Source organism: Streptomyces sp. NPDC057697 (genome assembly GCF_042799335.1).
Classification (GTDB): domain Bacteria; phylum Actinomycetota; class Actinomycetes; order Streptomycetales; family Streptomycetaceae; genus Streptomyces.
In genome coordinates this window covers 184,279-202,942 of the sequence record NZ_JBHVJA010000010.1, presented here as the reverse complement: position 1 = coordinate 202,942, position 18,664 = coordinate 184,279, and the positions used below count along the sequence as shown (strand labels likewise).

Annotated in this window: 17 protein-coding genes; 8 read left to right on the top strand and 9 right to left on the bottom strand. The window is 73.0% G+C overall.

The window, feature by feature from the left end; all coding sequences use genetic code 11:
- Window positions 1–151 precede the first annotated feature (151 nt).
- The gene (locus ACFVFH_RS24925; RefSeq protein ID WP_383772463.1) at window positions 152–1,123 is read right to left on the bottom strand and encodes an ArsR/SmtB family transcription factor; all 972 of its coding nucleotides are present in this window, start codon (window positions 1,121–1,123) and stop codon (window positions 152–154) included.
- A gap of 180 nt (window positions 1,124–1,303) precedes the next feature.
- Between ACFVFH_RS24925 and ACFVFH_RS24920 the strand changes: the two genes are divergently transcribed.
- The gene (locus ACFVFH_RS24920; protein WP_383772461.1) at window positions 1,304–1,684 is read left to right on the top strand and encodes a hypothetical protein; all 381 of its coding nucleotides are present in this window, start codon (window positions 1,304–1,306) and stop codon (window positions 1,682–1,684) included.
- 124 nt (window positions 1,685–1,808) lie between these two features.
- Here ACFVFH_RS24920 and ACFVFH_RS24915 read toward each other — a convergent pair whose 3' ends face one another.
- From ACFVFH_RS24915 to ACFVFH_RS24900, 4 genes are all read right to left on the bottom strand, one after another.
- A complete protein-coding gene (locus ACFVFH_RS24915; protein WP_383772458.1) occupies window positions 1,809–3,014 on the bottom strand; it encodes a Glu/Leu/Phe/Val dehydrogenase dimerization domain-containing protein in 1,206 nt (401 codons plus the stop codon).
- Entirely contained in the window at window positions 3,011–4,654 is a 1,644-nt protein-coding gene (locus ACFVFH_RS24910) for a 5-guanidino-2-oxopentanoate decarboxylase (RefSeq protein WP_383772456.1), read from the bottom strand. Before ACFVFH_RS24910 ends, ACFVFH_RS24915 begins: the two co-directional genes overlap by 4 nt.
- A 244-nt stretch (window positions 4,655–4,898) precedes the next feature.
- A complete protein-coding gene (locus tag ACFVFH_RS24905) occupies window positions 4,899–6,299 on the bottom strand; it encodes an NAD(P)/FAD-dependent oxidoreductase (protein WP_383772454.1) in 1,401 nt (466 codons plus the stop codon).
- 99 nt (window positions 6,300–6,398) lie between these two features.
- On the bottom strand, window positions 6,399–7,121 hold the full coding sequence (locus tag ACFVFH_RS24900; RefSeq protein ID WP_383772453.1) for a rhomboid-like protein: 723 nt from the start codon (window positions 7,119–7,121) through the stop codon (window positions 6,399–6,401).
- A gap of 24 nt (window positions 7,122–7,145) precedes the next feature.
- Between ACFVFH_RS24900 and ACFVFH_RS24895 the strand changes: the two genes are divergently transcribed.
- The 3 genes from ACFVFH_RS24895 (at window position 7,146) to ACFVFH_RS24885 (ending at window position 9,652) form a co-directional block, all read left to right on the top strand.
- Window positions 7,146–8,057 (top strand): aminoglycoside phosphotransferase family protein, encoded by a 912-nt coding sequence (locus ACFVFH_RS24895; RefSeq protein WP_383772724.1) that lies wholly within the window; start codon window positions 7,146–7,148, stop codon window positions 8,055–8,057.
- A 353-nt stretch (window positions 8,058–8,410) separates the two neighbouring features.
- Complete coding sequence (locus ACFVFH_RS24890; protein ID WP_383772722.1) at window positions 8,411–8,914, top strand: GNAT family N-acetyltransferase; 504 nt, start codon at window positions 8,411–8,413, stop codon at window positions 8,912–8,914.
- A 57-nt stretch (window positions 8,915–8,971) separates the two neighbouring features.
- Window positions 8,972–9,652 (top strand): pentapeptide repeat-containing protein, encoded by a 681-nt coding sequence (locus ACFVFH_RS24885; protein ID WP_383772451.1) that lies wholly within the window; start codon window positions 8,972–8,974, stop codon window positions 9,650–9,652.
- 234 nt (window positions 9,653–9,886) lie between these two features.
- Here ACFVFH_RS24885 and ACFVFH_RS24880 read toward each other — a convergent pair whose 3' ends face one another.
- The 3 genes from ACFVFH_RS24880 to ACFVFH_RS24870 form a co-directional block, all read right to left on the bottom strand.
- A complete protein-coding gene (locus ACFVFH_RS24880) occupies window positions 9,887–10,384 on the bottom strand; it encodes a hypothetical protein (RefSeq protein ID WP_383772449.1) in 498 nt (165 codons plus the stop codon).
- A 267-nt stretch (window positions 10,385–10,651) separates the two neighbouring features.
- Window positions 10,652–11,281, bottom strand: a complete 630-nt coding sequence (locus ACFVFH_RS24875; protein WP_383772447.1) for a response regulator — start codon at window positions 11,279–11,281, stop codon at window positions 10,652–10,654.
- Window positions 11,278–12,738, bottom strand: a complete 1,461-nt coding sequence (locus tag ACFVFH_RS24870; protein WP_383772445.1) for a sensor histidine kinase — start codon at window positions 12,736–12,738, stop codon at window positions 11,278–11,280. The genes ACFVFH_RS24875 and ACFVFH_RS24870 overlap by 4 nt, the downstream gene beginning before the upstream one ends.
- A gap of 222 nt (window positions 12,739–12,960) precedes the next feature.
- Here ACFVFH_RS24870 and ACFVFH_RS24865 point away from each other — a divergent pair, with 222 nt between their 5' ends.
- From ACFVFH_RS24865 to ACFVFH_RS24850, 4 genes are read left to right on the top strand one after another with little or no spacing between them, the layout of a single operon-like run.
- Window positions 12,961–13,518 carry a heme-binding protein gene (locus ACFVFH_RS24865; RefSeq protein ID WP_383772443.1) on the top strand — a complete coding sequence of 186 codons (558 nt, stop codon included), beginning with the start codon at window positions 12,961–12,963 and terminating at the stop codon, window positions 13,516–13,518.
- Window positions 13,519–13,562: 44 nt separating this feature from the next.
- Window positions 13,563–14,159 (top strand): ankyrin repeat domain-containing protein, encoded by a 597-nt coding sequence (locus tag ACFVFH_RS24860; protein WP_383772441.1) that lies wholly within the window; start codon window positions 13,563–13,565, stop codon window positions 14,157–14,159.
- The gene (locus ACFVFH_RS24855; protein ID WP_383772439.1) at window positions 14,156–15,292 is read left to right on the top strand and encodes a hypothetical protein; all 1,137 of its coding nucleotides are present in this window, start codon (window positions 14,156–14,158) and stop codon (window positions 15,290–15,292) included. The genes ACFVFH_RS24860 and ACFVFH_RS24855 overlap by 4 nt, the downstream gene beginning before the upstream one ends.
- Before the next feature lie 45 nt (window positions 15,293–15,337).
- On the top strand, window positions 15,338–16,741 hold the full coding sequence (locus ACFVFH_RS24850; RefSeq protein WP_383772437.1) for a M1 family metallopeptidase: 1,404 nt from the start codon (window positions 15,338–15,340) through the stop codon (window positions 16,739–16,741).
- A 30-nt stretch (window positions 16,742–16,771) separates the two neighbouring features.
- On the opposite strand, the gene ACFVFH_RS24845 is transcribed toward ACFVFH_RS24850, so the two are convergent.
- Complete coding sequence (locus ACFVFH_RS24845; RefSeq protein WP_383772435.1) at window positions 16,772–18,352, bottom strand: M4 family metallopeptidase; 1,581 nt, start codon at window positions 18,350–18,352, stop codon at window positions 16,772–16,774.
- Between the last annotated feature and the right edge of the window lie 312 nt (window positions 18,353–18,664).

Here is an 18,664-nt window from a genome sequence, read left to right as displayed (position 1 = left end):
CCTCACCCGGGGCGGCGAGAGGGTGATCCCGCCATCTGGTGCTGACCTGGCCATCTGTCGCTCCCCACTGCGGAACCACCGTCCCGGTTCACGCCGGAATCCGGCCTGGGCGACGCCGAAGACCCCCTCCGGCGGACTCGCCCCGATCCGTTCAGCGGGTGGGGCGGCGGGTCAGTTCCTGGCCGAGTGGGGTCAGGGCGTGCAGCATCGTGCAGCCCCTGCGGGTGCTCGTGACGAGGCCCGCTCTGCGCAGGACCGAGGCGTGCTTGCTCGCGGTGCCGATGGACACGTGGGTGCGGAGGGCCAGTTCGCCCGTCGAGCAGGGCGGGGTCAGGGCGTGGAGGATCTGGGCGCGGGTCCGGCCCAGCAGGTCGGTCAGGCCCTCGGGGGTCGGTTCCGGCAGGGGGCGGCGGGCCACGGGGTAGACCAGCACCGGGGGGAGGCCCGGGTTGATGAGCGTCACCGGGGTCCTCGTACAGAAGAACGAAGGGACCAGGGTGATGCCCCGGCCGTGCAGATGCAGGTCGCGGTCGTGCGGGTAGTCGGCGGTCAGTGTCGGGGACGTCCAGCGGATCGACGGCGGCAGGGTGCGCAGGAGTTGTTCGACGCCGCCTTCCAGGACGTCCCGGCTGTGCTGGGCGCGTTCGTGGTGGAACGTCTCGGCGATCAGTGGGAGCTGGGGTGCGAGCAGTTCGTGGAAGCAGGTGCTGAGGGCGTCCCGCAGCTCCTGTCGGGCCGTGTGGTCGCCCTCGGCGAGCCGGCGGGCCCATGGCGGTGGGGTGCGGCGCCGGAAGTGGAGGGCGAGTTCGGCGCGGAGCCGGGTGGCCGGGGTGGCGTGGATGAGGTCGAGCGAGGTGCTGAAACTGTCCGCGCCCGAGGGGGTGAGGAAGTCGGGGAAGTCGCCCCGGCGGGGGACGAGAGCGGTCACATGGCGGACGCGGGCCCTGAGGTCCCGTCCCGCGCACCGGCGGCGGACGTGGCGGAGCCAGGGGCCGTACTGGGCGGGTGGGCGTGGGCACTGCAGGATGTGCAGGCTGTTGACCAGTTCCCACATGTCGTCCGGGCGGGCGGCGACCGTGGTCCGGGCCAAATCGTCCGCGGTGAAGTGGATGCGCAGTTTCATCGTTCCCCCGATTGATGAACTGGATGTTTGATGAACTGGATGTTTTCCCTGTGCTGCAAACTGTTGGCCCCCCGGCCGTCCTCGCTTCCATGATGTGAGCCGCTCATAAATGAGCGGTAAACGCAGAGGAGCCGCGGCCCGGACCAAGGCCGCGGTACCGGAATCAAGGGGGAAACACACATGCGCAGGATTCGGAACAGTGTCGTCACGACGGTCGCGGCGGCCGCACTGGTCGCGGGCGGATCGGTGCTGTCGTTCGGCGGGAGCGCCGCGGCGGCGGGGGCCGCGGCGTCGATCCACGGCTGCCCGTCCGGGGCGGTCTGCCTCTACCCGAACGGCAGCTGGGCCAACGACAACCCCACGTACATCTTCTACTCCTACGGTGCCCACAAGATCTACAACCAGATCGGCACCAAGAGGATCTACAACCACCAGACCGGCGGCGCCACCGCCCGTAACTGCTACGACGCCGACGGGAAGAACTGCGACGGGTACCAGCAGGCCAATACGTACGCCGACTACAACTACACCCCGTACAACTCGATCCGGCTCGTGAAGTGAGGGATTCCCGTCGAATCGGTCGGTGAGTTGGTGATTCGCTGATTCGGCGCTTGCGGGAATCGAAAAGGCTTGCGGGGAATCGGGGTTCGGAAATGACTCGTTCCCCGCAAGCTCTTTCCGGTCGTCAGCGGAACCGGCCGAAGCGTTCCGTGACGACCGGCAGTCGGTCCGCGGCCAGGGTGTGGGCGGCGGACCGGGGGGTGGTGTCCTCGGCCTCGGCGCGGGCCAGGACGAGGTCGACCAGGGCACGCATGGAGCGGCGGGTGTACGTGAACGCTTCGTCGGCGTCGGCGCCGATGTCGCCGAAGAGGGTCCACCACCACCAGGCGTTCGTACCGGAGTTGACGACGACGTCCGGGAGCACGGTGATGCCGCGGGCGGCCAGCAGGGCCTCCGCCTCGGGCAGCACCGGCATGTTGGCGGCCTCGACGATCCAACGGGCTGTGATGCCCGCCTGGTTGGTGGCGTCCACGGCGTACGAGACGGCGGCCGGTACCAGTACCTCGGCGTCGGTGGTCAGCCAGGCGTCGGCCGGGAGTTCGCGGTCCTCGGGGCGGAGCGCGGCGCGATCCACGGTGCCGTGGCCGTCGCGGGCGGCGAGCAGGGCCTCGACGTCCAGGCCGTCGGGGTTGGCGACGGTGCCCTTGATGTCGGCGACCGCGACGACGCGCAGTCCGGCGCGGGCCAGGAAGCGGGCGGTGGCGCCGCCCATGGTGCCGAGGCCCTGCACGGCGACGCGGGTGCCCCGGTGGGCGACGCCGGCCCGGTCCAGCGCGGTGAGCACCGACTCGGCGACTCCGCAGCCGCCCACCAGCTCGTCCAGACCGATGCCGTCCACCTCGATGGCGAACGCGTCCGCGAGGCGCCTCCGGGCCGCCTCCTCGTCGTCCAGGAGCGGGTAGACCGCCTGGATGGAGGAGACCAGGCCCGCTTCGGCGGCGGCCCGGTCGACCAGGTCCTGGGTGAGGCCGAGGTCCTCGCCGGTGGTCCAGAAGTGCTCGATGTACGGGCGCACGGCGCGCAGGTAGCGGACGAGGACGCCGTAGGCGGCGGGGTCGCGCGGGTCGCAGTCGATGCCGCCCTTGGCGCCGCCCAGCGGTATGTAGCGGCGCTCCGGGTCGTAGTGCAGCACCTCCTTCATCGTCATGCCGCGGGCCAGCCCGGCGACTTCCTCCAGGGTGCAGCCGGCGCGCATCCGCAGTCCGCCGCTGGAGACGCCGCGCACCAGGCGGTCGATGACCAGGTGTCCCTGGTGCCCGGTCTCCTGGTCGGTCCAGGTGAGGGTGATCAGGGGGGCGGTGGGCGCGGTGGTGGCGGGAGAGGTGGTCATCGGGGGAGCTCCTGGGGGACGGTGATGAGGGTGGGGCCGGGGGTGTCCAGCGCCCGGCGCAGTGCTTCGGCGAGCGCCTCGGGCGAGTCGGCGCGTACGCCGTGGCCGCCGTAGGCGCGGGCCAGGGCGGGCAGGTCGACCGGGGGAAGGTCGACGGCGGTGGGGCGGTCGCCGCGGGAGACCATCTCGTCGCGGATCTCGCCGTAGCCGCCGTTGTCGAAGACCACGACGGGCAGCGGGAGCCGCAGCTGTACGGCGGTGGCCAGCTCCTGCACGGAGAACTGGAGGCCGCCGTCGCCGCTCAGCGCCACGACCGGCCGGGCCGGGTCCGCGGTCTTGGCGCCGATGGCTGCGGGCAGCGCGTAGCCGAGCGTGCCGAAGCCCGTCGGGTGCAGATAGCGGCCCTCCGGGGCGACGGGCAGATGCGGGAGCGCGCCGTAGTAGCAGCACTGGGCGCTGTCGGAGGTGAGCACCGTGTCCGCGGGGAGCGCCGACCTGATCGCCGCCAGGTACGGCAGCAGTCGCGCGTCCTCGCTCCGCGTCCCGGCGTCCCGCTCGGCGCGCAGCGCGGCGACGGCCCGGTGCGTGTCGGAGTGTGCGTCGAGGTGCGTGTCGGGGTGTGCCTCGGTTCCGTCGGGGCGGGCGGCGAGGAGCGAGCGCAGGGTGGACCGGGCGTCGCCGACCAGCGGGATGTCGGCGGGCGGTCCCGCGTACATCTGGGCGGGGTCGATGTCGGCCCGGATCAGGGTGCCGCCGAGTGCGGGCAGGGGCTCCCAGAGGTCGGACTCGGCGAGTTCGGTGCCGATGGCCAGCACCACGTCGCGCCCGGCCAGCCAGTCCCGGACCGCCGGGCTGTGCAGCGAGACGCCGAGCGACAGCGGGTGGGTCTCCGCGACGATCCCCTTGCCGTTGGCCGAGGTCACCACGGGGGCGCCCAGTTCCTCCGCCAGGCGCAGGCATTCGGCGGCGGCCGCGCGCGCCCCGCCGCCGAGCACGAGCGCGGGCCGGGCGGCCGAGCGCAGCGCCCCGGCGGCGGCCGAGAGCGCCGCCGGGTCCGCCGTGGCGGGCGCCGCAGGCGGGGCGATCCGTACCGGACCGGCCGGTTCCGCGGCGGTGAGCAGGTCCAGGGGGATCTCGATGTGGACGGGGCGGGGGCGCCTTGTACGGAAGAGGGTGAAGGCGCGGGCGACCGCCACGCCGATCTCCTCGACCGAGGAGACCCGGTGGCTGACGGCCGCGACGCCCCGCAGCGCCTCGGTCTGGCTGCGCATCTCGTGCAGCAGGCCGGTCGACTGCCGGGGGTGGCGCAGCGGCATGCCGGGCGAGACGACGAGCAGCGGGACGCTGTCGGAGTACGCCTGGCCCACGGCGGCGGCGATGTTCAGCAGGGCCGGGCCGGTGGTGGTGAGCGTGACGCCGGGCCGTCCGCTGACCCGGGCGTAGGCGTCGGCGGCGTAGCCCGCGCCCTGTTCGTGGCGGGGGTTGAGGTGGTCGATGCGGTAGTCGGCCAGGTGCCGGTAGATCTCCAGGTTGTGGGTGCCGGGGATGCCGAAGGCCCGGGTCACGCCATGTGCGGCGAGCCCCCGCACCAGGGCCTCACCGCCGGTGATCGGGGTGGTGGCGGCGGGGGGTTCCGGCATGGGGTGTCCAGGCACTGCACAGGCTCCTTACTGAATGAGTAGTCAGTATTCGGAGTGGGGATCGCCCATGTCAATGCGTGCGGGTGCTGAACGTTTGTTCAGTTATCGGGTGGTCGTGGTCGTGGCCTTGGCCTTGGCCGCAGGTGTTGTGGTGGTGGGAGTCGGGGCGCGGCCGCCCATCGGGGCCGGGACGCGCGTGAGGCCGGTGCCCCGCGGGGCACCGGCCTCGTCGTACGGCGGTCGCTCAGTGCCGGCCGGCCAGCCGGTCCGCGACCTTCGCCACCGGGTCCGTACCGGCCCGCGGCGAGGTCAGTTCGCGGCGGTCCGCCGCGCGGTAGGCGGCGTACATGCCGTGCACGCCGAGCCAGCGGAAGGGCTCCGGCTCCCAGCGGCGGACCTTGTGGCCGACCCAGGGGAGCGCGGTCAGCTCGGTGGGGCCCGACTGGCCGGAGTCCTGCTGGATCAGGTCGCGCAGGGTGCGGGCGGCGAGATTGGTGGTGGCGACGCCCGAGCCGACGTACCCGCCCGCCCAGCCGAGCCCGGTGGAACGGTCCAGGGTGACCGTGGCGCACCAGTCGCGGGGGACGCCGAGGACCCCGGACCAGGCGTGGTCGATACGGGCGCCCGCGGTGGCCGGGAAGAAGCGGACGAGGAGGTCGCGCAGGGCCTCGACGGTGGCGGGCCGGGTGCGGCCGTCGTTGTCCGTGCCGGAGCCGAAGCGGTACGGAACGCCCCGGCCGCCGAGCGCGATGCGGTCGTCGGCGGTGCGCTGGGCGTACATGTAGGCGTGGGCCATGTCGCCGAGGGTTTCGCGGCCGTCCCAGCCGATGGTGTCCCAGACCGACCGGGGGAGCGGCTCGGTGGCGATCATCGAGGAGTTCATGGGGAGCCAGGTGCGCCGCTGGCCCTTGAGGTTCGCGGTGAAGCCCTCGGTGCAGCGCAGGACGTACGGCGCGCGGACGGTGCCGTACGGGGTGTGCGCGTGCTTGGGCTTGATCTCGGTGACGGGGGTCGACTCGTGGATGGTGACGCCGAGCGCCTCGACGGTCGCGGCGAGCCCCTGGACGAGCTTGACCGGGTGCAGCCGGGCGCCGTGCGGGGTCCAGGTGGAGCCGACGGCGCCGGTGACATTGACGCGTTCGCAGGTCTCCCGGGCGCCGCGCAGCACCCGGTCCGTCTCGCCGAAGGCGATCTCCACGGAGTGGAAGTCCTTCAGCCGGGCCAGCTGGGCGGGGGTGTGGGCGACTTCGAGCACCCCGCCCCGGTGGATGTCGGCGTCGATGTTCTCCTCGGCGGCCACCCGTACGACCTCGTCGACCGTCTCGTTCATGGCCTGCTGGAGCCGGACGGCGGCTTCGTGGCCGTGGAGCTTCGCATAGCGGTCGCGGCCCGCGATCCCGTTGTACAGCCAGCCGCCGTTGCGTCCGGAGGCGCCGTAGCCGCAGAACTTGGCTTCGAGGACGGTGATGTTCAGGAAGGGAACGGCCTTCTTGAGGTAGTAGGCGGTCCACAGCCCGGTGTATCCGCCGCCGACGATGCAGATGTCGGCGGTCGTGTCGCCGGGCAGGGGTTCCCGGGCGAGGGGGGTGCCCCGGTCCGCGTACCAGAACGATATGCCGCCGTTGACGGTGCTGACGGTGCTCATGTTGCCCCTGCTTTGTCCGGTGTGAAGCCCTGTGTGAGGTCTGGGTGACGTGCGCTGCGGGCCCCGTGCGGGGCCCTGGTTTCTCTCTGGGGCGGGACGTTACTGCGCCACGGGCGTTCCCGTCCTGTGCCGGGACGGGGGCCGGGGTCCCGACCGGGTCCGGGGCCCGGACTGGGAGCGGGGCCGGGTCAGCGGATAGCAGGCGAGGCCGATGAGCACGGCGGTGAAGTGGCCGACGTCGGTGAAGGTGTGGCCGGCCACGAGGGGGATGCCGTAGAAGACGAGGACGGCGAAGAGGTACACGTACTGCCAGGGCGCCGGGATGCGGTACGTGAGGACGGCGACGACCCCCGCGAGGGCGTAACTGACGCCGACGTCCAGGGTGTTGGCGGCCGACGGCGCCATGTGCCCGTACCGGATGGCCCAGGCCAGGACGCCCTCGCTCGCGAGGGAGGCGAGGACGTGCGCCAGGACGACGACGGCGAGCCAGCGCAGGGTGCCGAGCCAGCGCTCGGCGGGGGCGTGGAAGACGGTGTACAGGACGGCGTACGGGAACCAGAGGCCGCCGTCGATCCAGAAGGCGCTGGCGATCAGGACGCGTACGGGGTCCTGGGAGAGTTCATGGATGTTGGTGGAGCGCTGGCGCAGGAAGTCCTCTTCGAAGCCCGGTGACATCTGGTGGACGATGACCGTGGTGACGAAGAGCGCGGACAGCCAGAGGTAGGTGCCGGGTGCGCTGCGGATCCAGTAGCCGGCGCTGCGGAGCCACGAGCCGGCGGTGGTGCGGCGCCGGGTGGGCGGTGCGGGGCTGCTCGGAGTCATAACCGATTGACGCACGGCCCTACGATCGTCGGCGTGATCGACATTCCGGAGGGGCTCATCGCCACCCAGTCCAAGTACAACGGCGCCGCCGGGCGGGCATTCCTGGCGGCGCTGCCGGGACGGGCCGCCGAGTTGCTGGACCGGTGGGGGCTGCGGCGGGACGGCGGCGCGTTCCACGGGGTGTGCGCGCTGGTGCTTCCGGTGGTGCGGGTGGCGGACGGCCGCCGGGCGGCGCTGAAGCTCCAGCCGGTGGACGAGGAGACGGCGGGCGAGCCGGTCGCGCTGCGGGTGTGGGGCGGGGCGGACGCGGGGGCCGTGGGCCTGCTGGACCACGATGCCGCGACGGGGACGCTGCTGCTGGAGCGGCTGGAAGGGCACCGTTCGCTGGAGACGGTGGCGGACGTGCGCGAGGCGACGCGGATCCTGGGCGGGCTGCTCGCCCGGCTGACCTCCGTGCCCGCCCCGCCGGACGGCGGACTGCGGGGGCTGGGGGACCTGGCGGAACGGATGCTGGCGGCGGCACCGGGGGCGGTGGCGGAGCTGGCCGACGCGGCGGAGGCACGGCTGCTCGCCGACTGCGCGGCCGCGGTGCGGGAGGTCGCGGGGGAGCCGGGGGACCGGCTGCTGCACTGGGACCTGCACTACGGCAATGTGCTGGCCGACGCGGCGGGGCGGTGGGTGGCCATCGACCCGAAGCCACTGGCCGGGGACCCGGGTTTCGAGCTGCTGCCGGCCCTGGCCAACCGGTTCGATCCGGCGGAGGTCCGGTGGCGGTTCGACCTGCTGGCGGGTGCGGCGGGCCTGGACCGGGAGCGGGCGCTGGCCTGGACGCTGGGGAGGGTGTTGCAGAACGCGCTGTGGGACGTGGCGGACGGCGGGCGGCGACTGGACCCGAACCAGGCGGAGATCGCGCGGCGGTTGCTCGGGCGGGACTGACCCGGGGGCGGTCCTGACGCGCGCGGCGGGGGCGTGCCGGGCGGTTCGGCTGGTGTCGTGTCGTGGGCGGTGCGGTGCGGTGCTGGGCGGTTCGGTGCTGGGCGGTGCGGTGCTGGGCGGTTCGGCTGGTGTCGTGTCGTGGGCGGTGCGGTGCGGTGCTGGGCGGTGCGGCGGACGCCTTGTCGTGGGCGGGGCTGGGTGGCGTTGTGGACGTTGTGCCGTGGGCGGTGTTGTGGGTGCCGTGTTGCGGCCCGTGGTGGTCGGTCCCGCCGAATTCGCCTTGCGGTCCGCTCTGTCGGCGTGGATGCTGGCCCGCCGAGGGGAGCCCGAAGGGGAGCCCGAGGGGGATGACGATGGCCGGTGTGGTGCTGGAACTGTCCGTACGCGATCTGGTGCCCGCGGACCTCGCGTCCTGCGGGTGGTCCGGGTCCGCGCATCATCTGGCGGGTGTCGCCCGGCAGTTGGAACGCGCCCGGCTCGGCGAGGTGGACTACCTCGCGGTCTGCTCCGTGACGGACATTCCCGTGGCGAAGGGCGGCATCGACTACCGGGTCAAGGAGGGCGTCGGCACCCTGTGGCAGCTGGCGGTCCACCCCGCCCTCCAGTCCTGCGGGATCGGCACCCTCCTGGTCGAAGCGGCGGAACTCCGGATCAGGGGGCGCGGTCTGCGACAGGCCGAACTCGGTGTGGAGGAGTCCAACCCCCGGGCGCGGGCGCTGTACGAACGGCTGGGCTACACCGCCTACGACCGAAAGCCCGACGCATGGGACGAGCAGGCGCCGGACGGTTCGCTGCGCCGCCACGAGACGATGTGCACGCTGATGCGCAAGGAACTCACGGGCCCGGGACGTCCTTGAAGGGGCGGTGCCGGTGGCATCGGGGGCGTTGTCAGTGGCATGGGTCACGATGGGGGCATGGCGCGCAGCAACAGCAGGAAGACGGACACCATCGCGGCGGCTCGGCGGCCGGAGGTGCGGCTCCCGCACCTCGTTCCGTACGACGGCGAGGGCCTGGAGCCGGACGGGGACTACGACGGAGTGCGGTTCGAGGGCGCGGATCTGGCGGACGAGTCGGGTCCGGGCGCCCGGTTCATGGACTGCGCCCTGGACCACTGCGCGCTGGACCGCGCGGAGCTGGTCAGGGCCCGCTTCATCGACTCGGTGCTGACGGGCGTACGGGGCGTGGGCACCGATCTCGCGGGGGCCTCGCTGCGCGACGTGGAGGTGGTGGACGCCCGGCTGGGCGGGGTGCAGCTGCACGGCGCGGTGCTGGAGCGGGTGCTCGTGCGCGGCGGCAAGATCGACTACCTGAATCTGCGCAAGGCGCGGCTCAAGGACGTGGTGTTCGAGGGCTGCGTGCTGTCCGAGCCGGATTTCGGTGGCGCGCAGCTGGTGCGGGTGGAGTTCCGTGACTGTGTGCTGAAGCGGGCCGACTTCAGCTCCGTGCGGATGGAGTCGGTGGACCTGCGCTCGGTCGCGGAGCTGGACATCGCTCGGGGGGTGGAGCGGCTGTCCGGTGCGGTGATCAGCCCGGCGCAGCTGATGGAGCTGGCGCCGGCGTTCGCGGCGCAGATCGGGGTGCGGGTGGAGGCGTAGGCCCCGGGCGCCAGGCCCCGGGCGGCGGGACGGGGGAGGGGCAGGGGCGTGGACGGGGCGGGCGGGGACGGAGGTCGGCCCGGACCCGGACTCGGACCTGTGCCCCGGCCCCGGCCCCGGACCTGTGCCCCGGGCCTGGTCCCCGGCCCCGGACCTGGGACCCCGACCCGTCCTGCGGACCCGACGCCCGGACCCGACACCCGTCCCCCGGACCCCGACCCGGGCGGGGCGGGGTCAGACGCGGGGGAAGCGGGCCTGGAGGTCCCAGATCACGGGGTTGTCGGCGAGGCCCTCGTGCAGGTCGGCGAGGTCGGCGATCAGATCGTGCAGGAAGTCGCGGGCCTCGCGGCGCAGCAGCGAGTGGCTGAAGGTGAGCGGGGGCTCCTCGCCGGGCATCCAGTCCGCCTCGACGTCGACCCAGCCGAAGCGGCGCTCGAAGAGCATCCGGTCGGACGATTCGGTGAAGTCCAGTTCGGCGAACTGCCTGCGGTGCGAGCGGTTGCCGCGCGGGTCCTGGTCGATCTGCTCGACGATGTCGCACAGCGCCCACGCGAAGTCGAGCACCGGCACCCATCCCCAGGCCGTGGACACCTCGCGGTCCTCCTTGGTGTCCGCGAGGTAGACGTCCCCGGAGAACAGATCGTGCCGCAGGGCGTGGACGTCCGCGCGGCGGTAGTCGGTCTGCGGGGGATCGGGGAAGCGTCGGGAGAGGGAGTAGCCGATGTCGAGCACGCTTCGATGGTGTCATGCCCGCCGAGGCCCCGGCGCCGGGGCGGCCGCAGGGGCCGGGACACCCCGGGACGGCCGGGGACGCCCCGGGACGGCCGGGGCCCCAGGGGCTGTCCGGCGAAGCCGGGCCTGGCAGGCGGCGGTGCCGCGCCCGGTGCTTCGTACGATGCCTTGCGCCGTGTGCTTTGCACCATGTCTTGCGCAGTGCTTCGCGTGATGCCTTGCGTGATGTCTTGCCCGGTGCTTCGAGCGATGCGCCCCGGCCGGGCGCTACGGCAGCAGCCGCTGTTCCTTGGCGACGGCGACGGCGCCCGCGCGGGTGTCGACGCCGAGCTTGTCGTAGATCCGCCCGAGGTGGGTCTTGACCGTGGCCTCGCTGATGAACAGGGCGCGGGCGATGTCGCGGTTGCCCAGGCCCTGGGAGAGCTGGGCCAGGATGTCGAGCTCGCGGTCGGTGAGGGTGGGCAGGGGCTTCCGCATCCGGGCCATGACGCGGCTGGCCACCGGCGGGGAGAGCGTCGTACGGCCCTGGGCGGCCGAGCGGATCGCGGCGAAGAGCTCCTCGGGGCGCTCCGCCTTCAGCAGATAGCCGGTGGCGCCCGCCTCGATGGCCCGGGTGATGTCGGCGTCCGTGTCGTACGTGGTGAGGACCAGCACATGGACCCCGGTGGCGGCGATCCGGCGGGTGGCCTCGACGCCGTCGATGCCCTTGCCGAGCTGGAGGTCCATCAGGACGACGTCCGGGGTGAGCTTGGCGGCCAGGGCGACGGCCTCCTCCCCGCTGCCGGCCTCGCCGACCACCTCGATGTCCGGTTCGCTGCCGAGGAGGGCGAGCAGACCGGCGCGTACGACGACGTGGTCGTCGCAGAGCAGGATGCGTACGGGCGGCGTCGCGGTCATGCGAGGTCCTCCGGGACGGGCGGCGGGGCGGCGGCGGGGGTGAGGGGAACGGCGGCGGACAGCACCGTACCCTCGCCCGGTGCGGACTCGATCGTCAGCGTGCCGCCGAGCTGTCGCAGCCGGGCGCGGATCGCGGGCAGCCCGTGACCGCGCACACTGCCGGTGGTCCGGGCGCTCCCGGCGGGGGTGAAGCCCCGCCCGTCGTCGGCGATGTCCAGGACGACCCGGTCGTCGAGATGGGTCAGGGTCAGCGCCGCCTCCGTCGCGTGCGCGTGCTCCTTCACATTGGCCAGGGCGCCCTGGGCGATGCGCAGAAGTGCGGACTGCACCCGGTCGGGCAGCGCGGTCTGTCCCTCTCCCTCCACATGGCAGCGGACGGTGAGCCGCCCCTGTCCCTGCGCCGTCTCGCGGGCGGCCAGCGCGTGCAGGGCCGCCTCCAGACCGCCGCCCTTCGCGAGGTCGGCCGGTGCCAGGTCGTGGACGAAGCGGCGGGCCTCGGCGAGATTCCGCTCCGCGATGCCGGTGGCGGTACGGACGTGGCGGCGGGCGGTCGCCGGGTCGGCGTCCCAGGTGCGGTCGGCGGCCTGGAGCAGCATCTGTTGGCTGGACAGGCCCTGGGCGAGGGTGTCGTGGATCTCCATCGAGAGCCGCTGGCGTTCGGCGAGGGTGCCTTCGCGGCGTTCGGTGGCGGCCAGTTCGCGGCGGGTGCGCAGCAGGTCGTCGATGAGTTCGCGCTGCCGCTCGGACAGCTCGCGCTGGCGCTCGGCCTGGCGCTGCATATGGACGAAGACCGCCGTCGCGACCGCAGCCACGGCGGGCGGGGCGAGTACCAGATTCGGGTCGAAGCCCTCGGCCAGCCGCAGTTGAGCGGCGACGACGAACAGCGTGAGCAGGGCGACGAGCGCGAGCGCGGCGCGTGGCGGGAGGATGCGCAGCCCGGTGAAGAAGAGCGGCACCGCGCACCACGCGAAGCTCGGCGCGAGGACGACCAGCACCATCCACACGGCGACCAGCACCCCCAGCCACACCAGCGAACGCGGTGTCGGACGCGAACCGAGCACCGGCCCGACCACGTACAGCACGGCGAGGGCGACGGAGAGCGCGATGATCCACGGGGTGCGGGCCTCGCCGGGGTGGCGCAGCAGGAAGCGGGTGAGCGAGGCGCCGAGCAGCAGGAAGAACGCGGCGTGCATCAGCAGCGTGAGCCACCGCGCGTCCGGGTCACCGGGCGCGCCCTTCGCACCGGGGGAGGACCCGCCCGTGCCGGGACCGGACGTACCTCCGGCGCTGGGCGAAGTCCCTCCCGTGCCGGGACCGGACGTACCTCCGGCGCTGGGCGAAGTCCCTCCCGTACCGGGTCCGGACGTATCTCCGACCCCGGGTCCGGACGCCCCTCCCGTACCGGGCGCACCCCCTCCCGTACCGGGGCCGGAGGCAGACGGGGGTCGGTGCTTCACCTCGTACCTCGCTCCTCACCGTCAGCGGCGCCGCTGACCTGCACGGACTGGTCCATGGTCGCCCCGGACGACCGCACCCGCATCAACCGATCGGCTGATGGGGGCGTCGACCGTCCCGCGTCCGGTGTCGAGCCGGTCCGTCGACCGTACGGTGCCGGATGCGGCCGGAGGATCGATGACAGAGCCGAACACGCTCGTCCACCCCGCTGAGGAGTTCACACCATGAAGAAGCTGTCGCTGCGCACCCGCGTCCTGACCGGTTCCGTCGTCGTCGCCGCCCTCGGCGCCGGGACCTTCGGCGCGATGTCCGCCAGCGCCTCGACCCCGGCCGCCGCGCCCGCGGCCGCCGTCAAGGCCGACACCGCGAACCGCAACCTCCAGCAGACCACCCACCTGACGCTGGCCGCCGCCACCAAGGCCGCCCAGGCCGCCCTCGACGCCGCGAAGAAGGAGAACCAGCGGGTCTCCGTCGCCGTCGTCGACCGCAACGGCAACACCGTCCTCACCCTGCGCGGCGACGGCGCCGGCCCGCAGGCCTACGAGGCCGCCGCGAAGAAGGCGTACACCGCCGTCTCCTGGAACGCCCCCACCTCCGAGCTGGCCCAGCGCCTGACGAACGCCCCCACCCTGAAGGACATCCCCGGCACCCTGTTCCTCGCGGGCGGCGCCCCGGTGCAGGTCAAGGGCGCCCCGATCGCGGGCATCGGCGTGGCCGGCGCCCCGAGCGGCGACCTCGACGAGAAGTTCGCCCGCGCCGGCGTCGCCTCCCTCGCCAAGTAACGACCCCGCCCGGCACCTGCCGGGCCGAGCAACAGGAGTACGGCATGAACGCCCTCGATCGACAACTGCTCGACGCCGCACGCACCGGCGACACCGACCGGGTGCGGACCGCGATCGAGGGCGGCGCCCGGCCGGACTGCCGTGACGAGGAGCTGCGCACCCCGCTGCTCCTCGCCGTCCACGGCGACCATGTCGAGGCCGCCCGGCTGCTGGTCGCGGCGGGTGCCGACCCCGACGCGCAGGACAGCCGCGAGGAGAGCCCCTGGCTGGCGACCGGGGTCACCGGCAGCGTTCCGATGCTGCACGTCCTGCTGCCCGCGGGCCCCGATCTGACGCTCCGCAACCGTTTCGGCGGCATCGCGCTGATCCCGGCGAGCGAGCGCGGCCACGCCGCCTACGTACGGGAGCTGCTGAGGGCCACCGACATCGACGTCGACCACGTCAACCGGCTCGGCTGGACGGCCCTGCTGGAGGCCGTGATCCTCGGCGACGGCGGCCGGGCCCACCAGGAGGTCGTCGAGCTCCTGCTGGCGGCCGGCGCGCGTGCGGATCTGCCGGACGGCGACGGGACGACGGCGCTGGAGCACGCGGAGCGGCGCGGCTTCGCCCGGATCGCGGCGCTGCTGAGGAACGCCCGGTGAGCGCGCGCCGCGCCGTGTCGGCGCTCGCCGCGGCGCTGCTCCTCGCGGGCTGCGCGGCCGGTGCGCCCGCCGGTCCGGCGGCGTCCCGCACGCCGGGCGGCGCCCCCGCGGCCCCCGCCCCGGCCCCCTCGGCGGGCGGGGCCGCCACCCCGCCCGGCACCCTGCTCGTCGCGGACTTCGGCGGCGACACCGTGACGTTCGTCGACCCGGCCCCCGGCCACGGCCGGCCCACCCTCGGCTCCGTCGAGGTCGGCACCGCCCCCTACGGCCTCGTCGTCGACGGCGAGGGGCTGGCCTGGGTGGCGACCGCCGAGGGGGTCGCGGTCGTCGACACGGCGAAGCGCACCCGGGTCGCCCGGATTGCGTACCGGACACGGACCGGGCCGGTCACGACGGGCGAGTACCGGGGTGGCGGCATGGGGATCGCCCTGGCTCCGGACGGCCGGCACGTCTACGTCGGCGTCAATGTGCCCGGCCGCGAGGGCGTCCTGGAGATCGTCGACACCGCGCGGCGCGAGGTGACCGGCACGGTGCCGGTCGGCCGCCGCCCCTTCGACGTGGACGTCTCGCCGGACGGCACCGAGGTGTACGCCACCGGCCACGACTCCTTCGACGTCACGGCGGTGGATCCGGCGACGCGCGCGACCCGGCGCTTCGAGGTCGCCCCGTACGGCACCGAGGGCGGCCTCGGCTCCTGGCTGAAGCCGCACTACGCCGTCGTACGCCCCCAGGACGGCAAGCTGCTGCTGCCGTTCGAGGGCGAACGGCTCGTCGTCCTCGATCCGCGCACCGGCCGGAGCACCGTCGAGCCGATGACCGCCGACACCCACCAGCACGGCGCGGCGCTCGCCCCCGACGGCACCCTGCTCGTCGTCGGCACCGGACCGATCCTCGCCGAGGACGAGGGCCCCTCCCTGACCATCCGGACCCCCGGGGGTGCCGAGCGCGTCGTACCGCTGGACGGGCCGCACGAGGACGTCGCGGTGTCCGGTGACGGCCGTACCGCGTACGTCACCGAGGGCTTCACCCGCGACGGGTACGGCAACGGCATCACCGTCGTCGACCTCACGGGCGCGAAGCCGCCGTACGAGGTGGCCGCGGGCACCCGCCCGCTGGGGATCGCCGTCCTGTGAGCCGATATCCCGCCAACCGGGCATTCCACCCCTAGGATCGCCGGTGTGGATCAGCGAACACCTGTACGCCGCACGGCCCATGTCGCCGCTCTCGTCATGCTGGTGCTGACGGCGTCCACCGGCTGCACCGGCGGTGTCGAGGGCAGCCCCGGTGCCGCAGGTCTGCGCGACCCGTACTTCCCCAAGATCGGCAACGGCGGCTACGACGTCACGCACTACGACCTCGCGCTCGACGTCGGCCCGGCCGCCCGCCGGCTGCGCGGCACCGCCACGATCACCGCGCGCGCCACCCAGGACCTGAGCGCCTTCGATCTGGACCTGGCCGGACTCACCGTGGACTCCGCGACCGTGGACGGCCGCCCGGCCGCGGTCAACCGGGCGGGGCACGAGCTGACGCTACGTCCCGACGCCGGGGTCCGGCTGCGCAGGGGCAAGACCTTCCGCACGGTGGTCCACTACTCGGGCACCCCGGTGACGCTCACCGATCCCGACGGGTCGAAGGAGGGCTGGCTGAGGACCGCGGACGGCGCCGTCGCGCTCGGCGAGCCGACCGGTTCGATGGCCTGGTTCCCCGGCAACAACCACCCGAGCGACAAGGCGTCGTACGACATCGTGGTCACCGTCCCCGAGGGGCTGACGGCGGTGTCCAACGGCGAGCTGGCCTCCCGGCGCACCGCGGGCGCCACCACCACGTACCACTGGCATGTCGCCGAACCGATGGCGAGCTATCTCGCGACCGTGGCCATCGGCCGCTTCGACACGAAGGAGTCGACGATGGCGGGCGGGACCAAGGTGTTCACCGCCGCGGACACGACGGTGGCGGCGGACAGCGCGCGGATCCTCGCCCGGGTGCCCGAGATCGTGAAGTGGGAGACGGAGCGGTTCGGCCCCTACCCGTTCTCCGCCACGGGCGCGATCGTCGAGCGCTCCGGTGACGCGGGGTACGCCCTGGAGACCCAGAACCGGCCCTTCTTCGCCGGGCCGCCGGACGCCCGGCTGCTCGTCCACGAGATGGCCCACCAGTGGTTCGGGGACTCCGTCACGCCCGCGAGCTGGCGCGACATGTGGCTCAACGAGGGCTTCGCGACCTACGCGGACTGGCTGTGGGGCGACGACAAGGAGGGCAAGCCGATCCAGGGCCGGTTCGACGCCGCCTTCGACAACGACGCCAACTGGGCCTTCCCGCCGGCCGATCCGCCGACCGCCGCGGACATCTCGCAGGCGCCGGTGTACGGGCGCGGGGCGATGGTCATCCACAGGATCCGGCAGGCTGTGGACGACGACCGGCGCTTCTTCGCGCTCATCCGGGGCTGGACCAAGGCCCACCGGCACGGCAACGCGTCGACGGCCGACTTCACCGCCTATGTGGAGAAGACGACCGGCAAGGACCTGACGGGGCTGTGGAAGACCTGGCTGTACGGCAGGAGCCGGCCCGCCTCGAAGGGCTGACCGGCTCCCGTCGGAGTACCGCCGCGCGGGCTACTTCACGTTGACGCCGTTCCAGGCGGCGTCGACGGAGGCGAGCTCCTCGCTGTCCGCCCCGTACAGGTCGGTCGCCGCCTTCTCGGTCGCCGTACGGGCGTCCGCGTAGTCGGTGGACGACGTCATGTACTCGGAGAGGGCCTTGTACCAGATCTGGACGGCCTTGTCCCGGCCGATGCCGGTGACGGTCGAGCCGTCGGCGGTCGGGGAGTCGTAGTCGACCCCGTTGATGGTCTTCGCGCCGCTGCCCTCGGACAGCAGGTAGAAGAAGTGGTTGGCGACACCGGAGGAGTAGTGCACGTCGAGGTCGCCGACGCTGCTGTCCCAGTAGTCGGCCGAGCCGCCGTCCTTGCTCGGCTGGTCCATGTAGCGCAGCGGGGAGCCGTCGCCGTTGATGTCGATCTTCTCGCCGATGAGGTAGTCGCCGACGTCGGTGCTGTTGTTCGCGGCGAACTCGACCGAGGTGCCGAGGATGTCGCTGGTCGCCTCGTTCAGGCCGCCGGACTCGCCGTAGTAGTCGAGGTTGGCGGTGGACGAGGTCAGGCCGTGGCTCATCTCGTGGCCCGCGACGTCCAGGGCGGTCAGCGCGCTCTTGTTGTCGGCGCCGTCGCCGTACGTCATGCAGAAGCAGCTGTCGTCCCAGAAGGCGTTGACGTACGCGTCGCCGTAGTGGACCCGCGAGTACGCGGCCTTGCCGTCACCGGCGATGCCGTCGCGGCCGAACGCCGACTTGTAGAAGTCCCAGGTCTGCGCGGCGCCGTAGGCGGCGTCGACCGCGGCGGTCTGGCGGTCGTTGCCGGTGCCGTCGCCCCAGGTGTCGTCGTCGTCGGTGACGAGGTCACCGGTGCCGCTCTCGCCCTGGTTGAGGTCGTACGTCTTGTGGCCGCCGCGGTCGCCGTCGGTCAGCTCGAAGCCGGAGCCGGACGCGGTGGTCGAGAGCTGGACCTCGCCGCTGTACTGGCTGTTGCCGATGCCGGTCTCGACCGCCTCGTAGCTCTGGAGCTTCTTGCCGGTGATCGCGTCGGTGATGGTGTGCACCCGGCTCGGCGTGCCGTCCTTCTGCACCCCGGTCTTCACGGTCTCCAGGGCGAGGACGGGCTTGCCGGAGTTCGCCCAGATGACCTTGCGGGCGGCGGCCGCGGTCTTGATCTTCGGAGTCGTGGACGGCACGGATATCCGGGCCTCGGTCGCCTTGGTGACGCCCTTGAGCTTTCCGCCGGGGGCGGTGTGGGTGACGAGGTCGCCGCCGAGCACGGGCAGACCGTCGTAGGTGCGCTCGTACCGGGTGTGGACGGTGCCGTCGGCGTCCTTGATCACGTCACGGACGATCAGCTTCTCCTTGCCGCCGAGTCCGAGCGAGTCGGCGGTCGAGGAGACCTCGCTCTGCGCGGCCTTGATGGCGGCGCCGCGCTGCGAGGCCTTGTTCGCGCTGAAGGGGACGACGCTGTGAGTGGCGGAGGGGCCGTCATTGCCGTTGCCGGGCACGGCGCTCGCCGCACCGCTCTGGAGGCCGACGACGACCATCGCGGCCACGGCGGCCAGGGCTGCGGCGCGACGGGTGTTCATGTGGGGGGTCATGCGCTCTCCGTTGCTCGTTCCGTGGGGGGTTACGAGCCGAGAGCGTGCCACCGAATGAGCGAGATTGACGGTGCGCTAACAAATACCTCACATTTATTTGACCACTTCTTGTCCGAATGGAATACACAACTGTTCGTTAATCGGCGGGAGTTGGGGGCAAATGCCCGATAACTTCGTGTGCGGGGCGGTCTGCGCAGGCGCGGACCGTGCACGCGGGTAGCCTCCCGGCCCGGCGCGCACGCAAAAGCCCACGGCCTCGAAGCACATGCGAAGGCCCCGGCCCACGGCGGGCGGACGAGAGCCCCCGGCCTG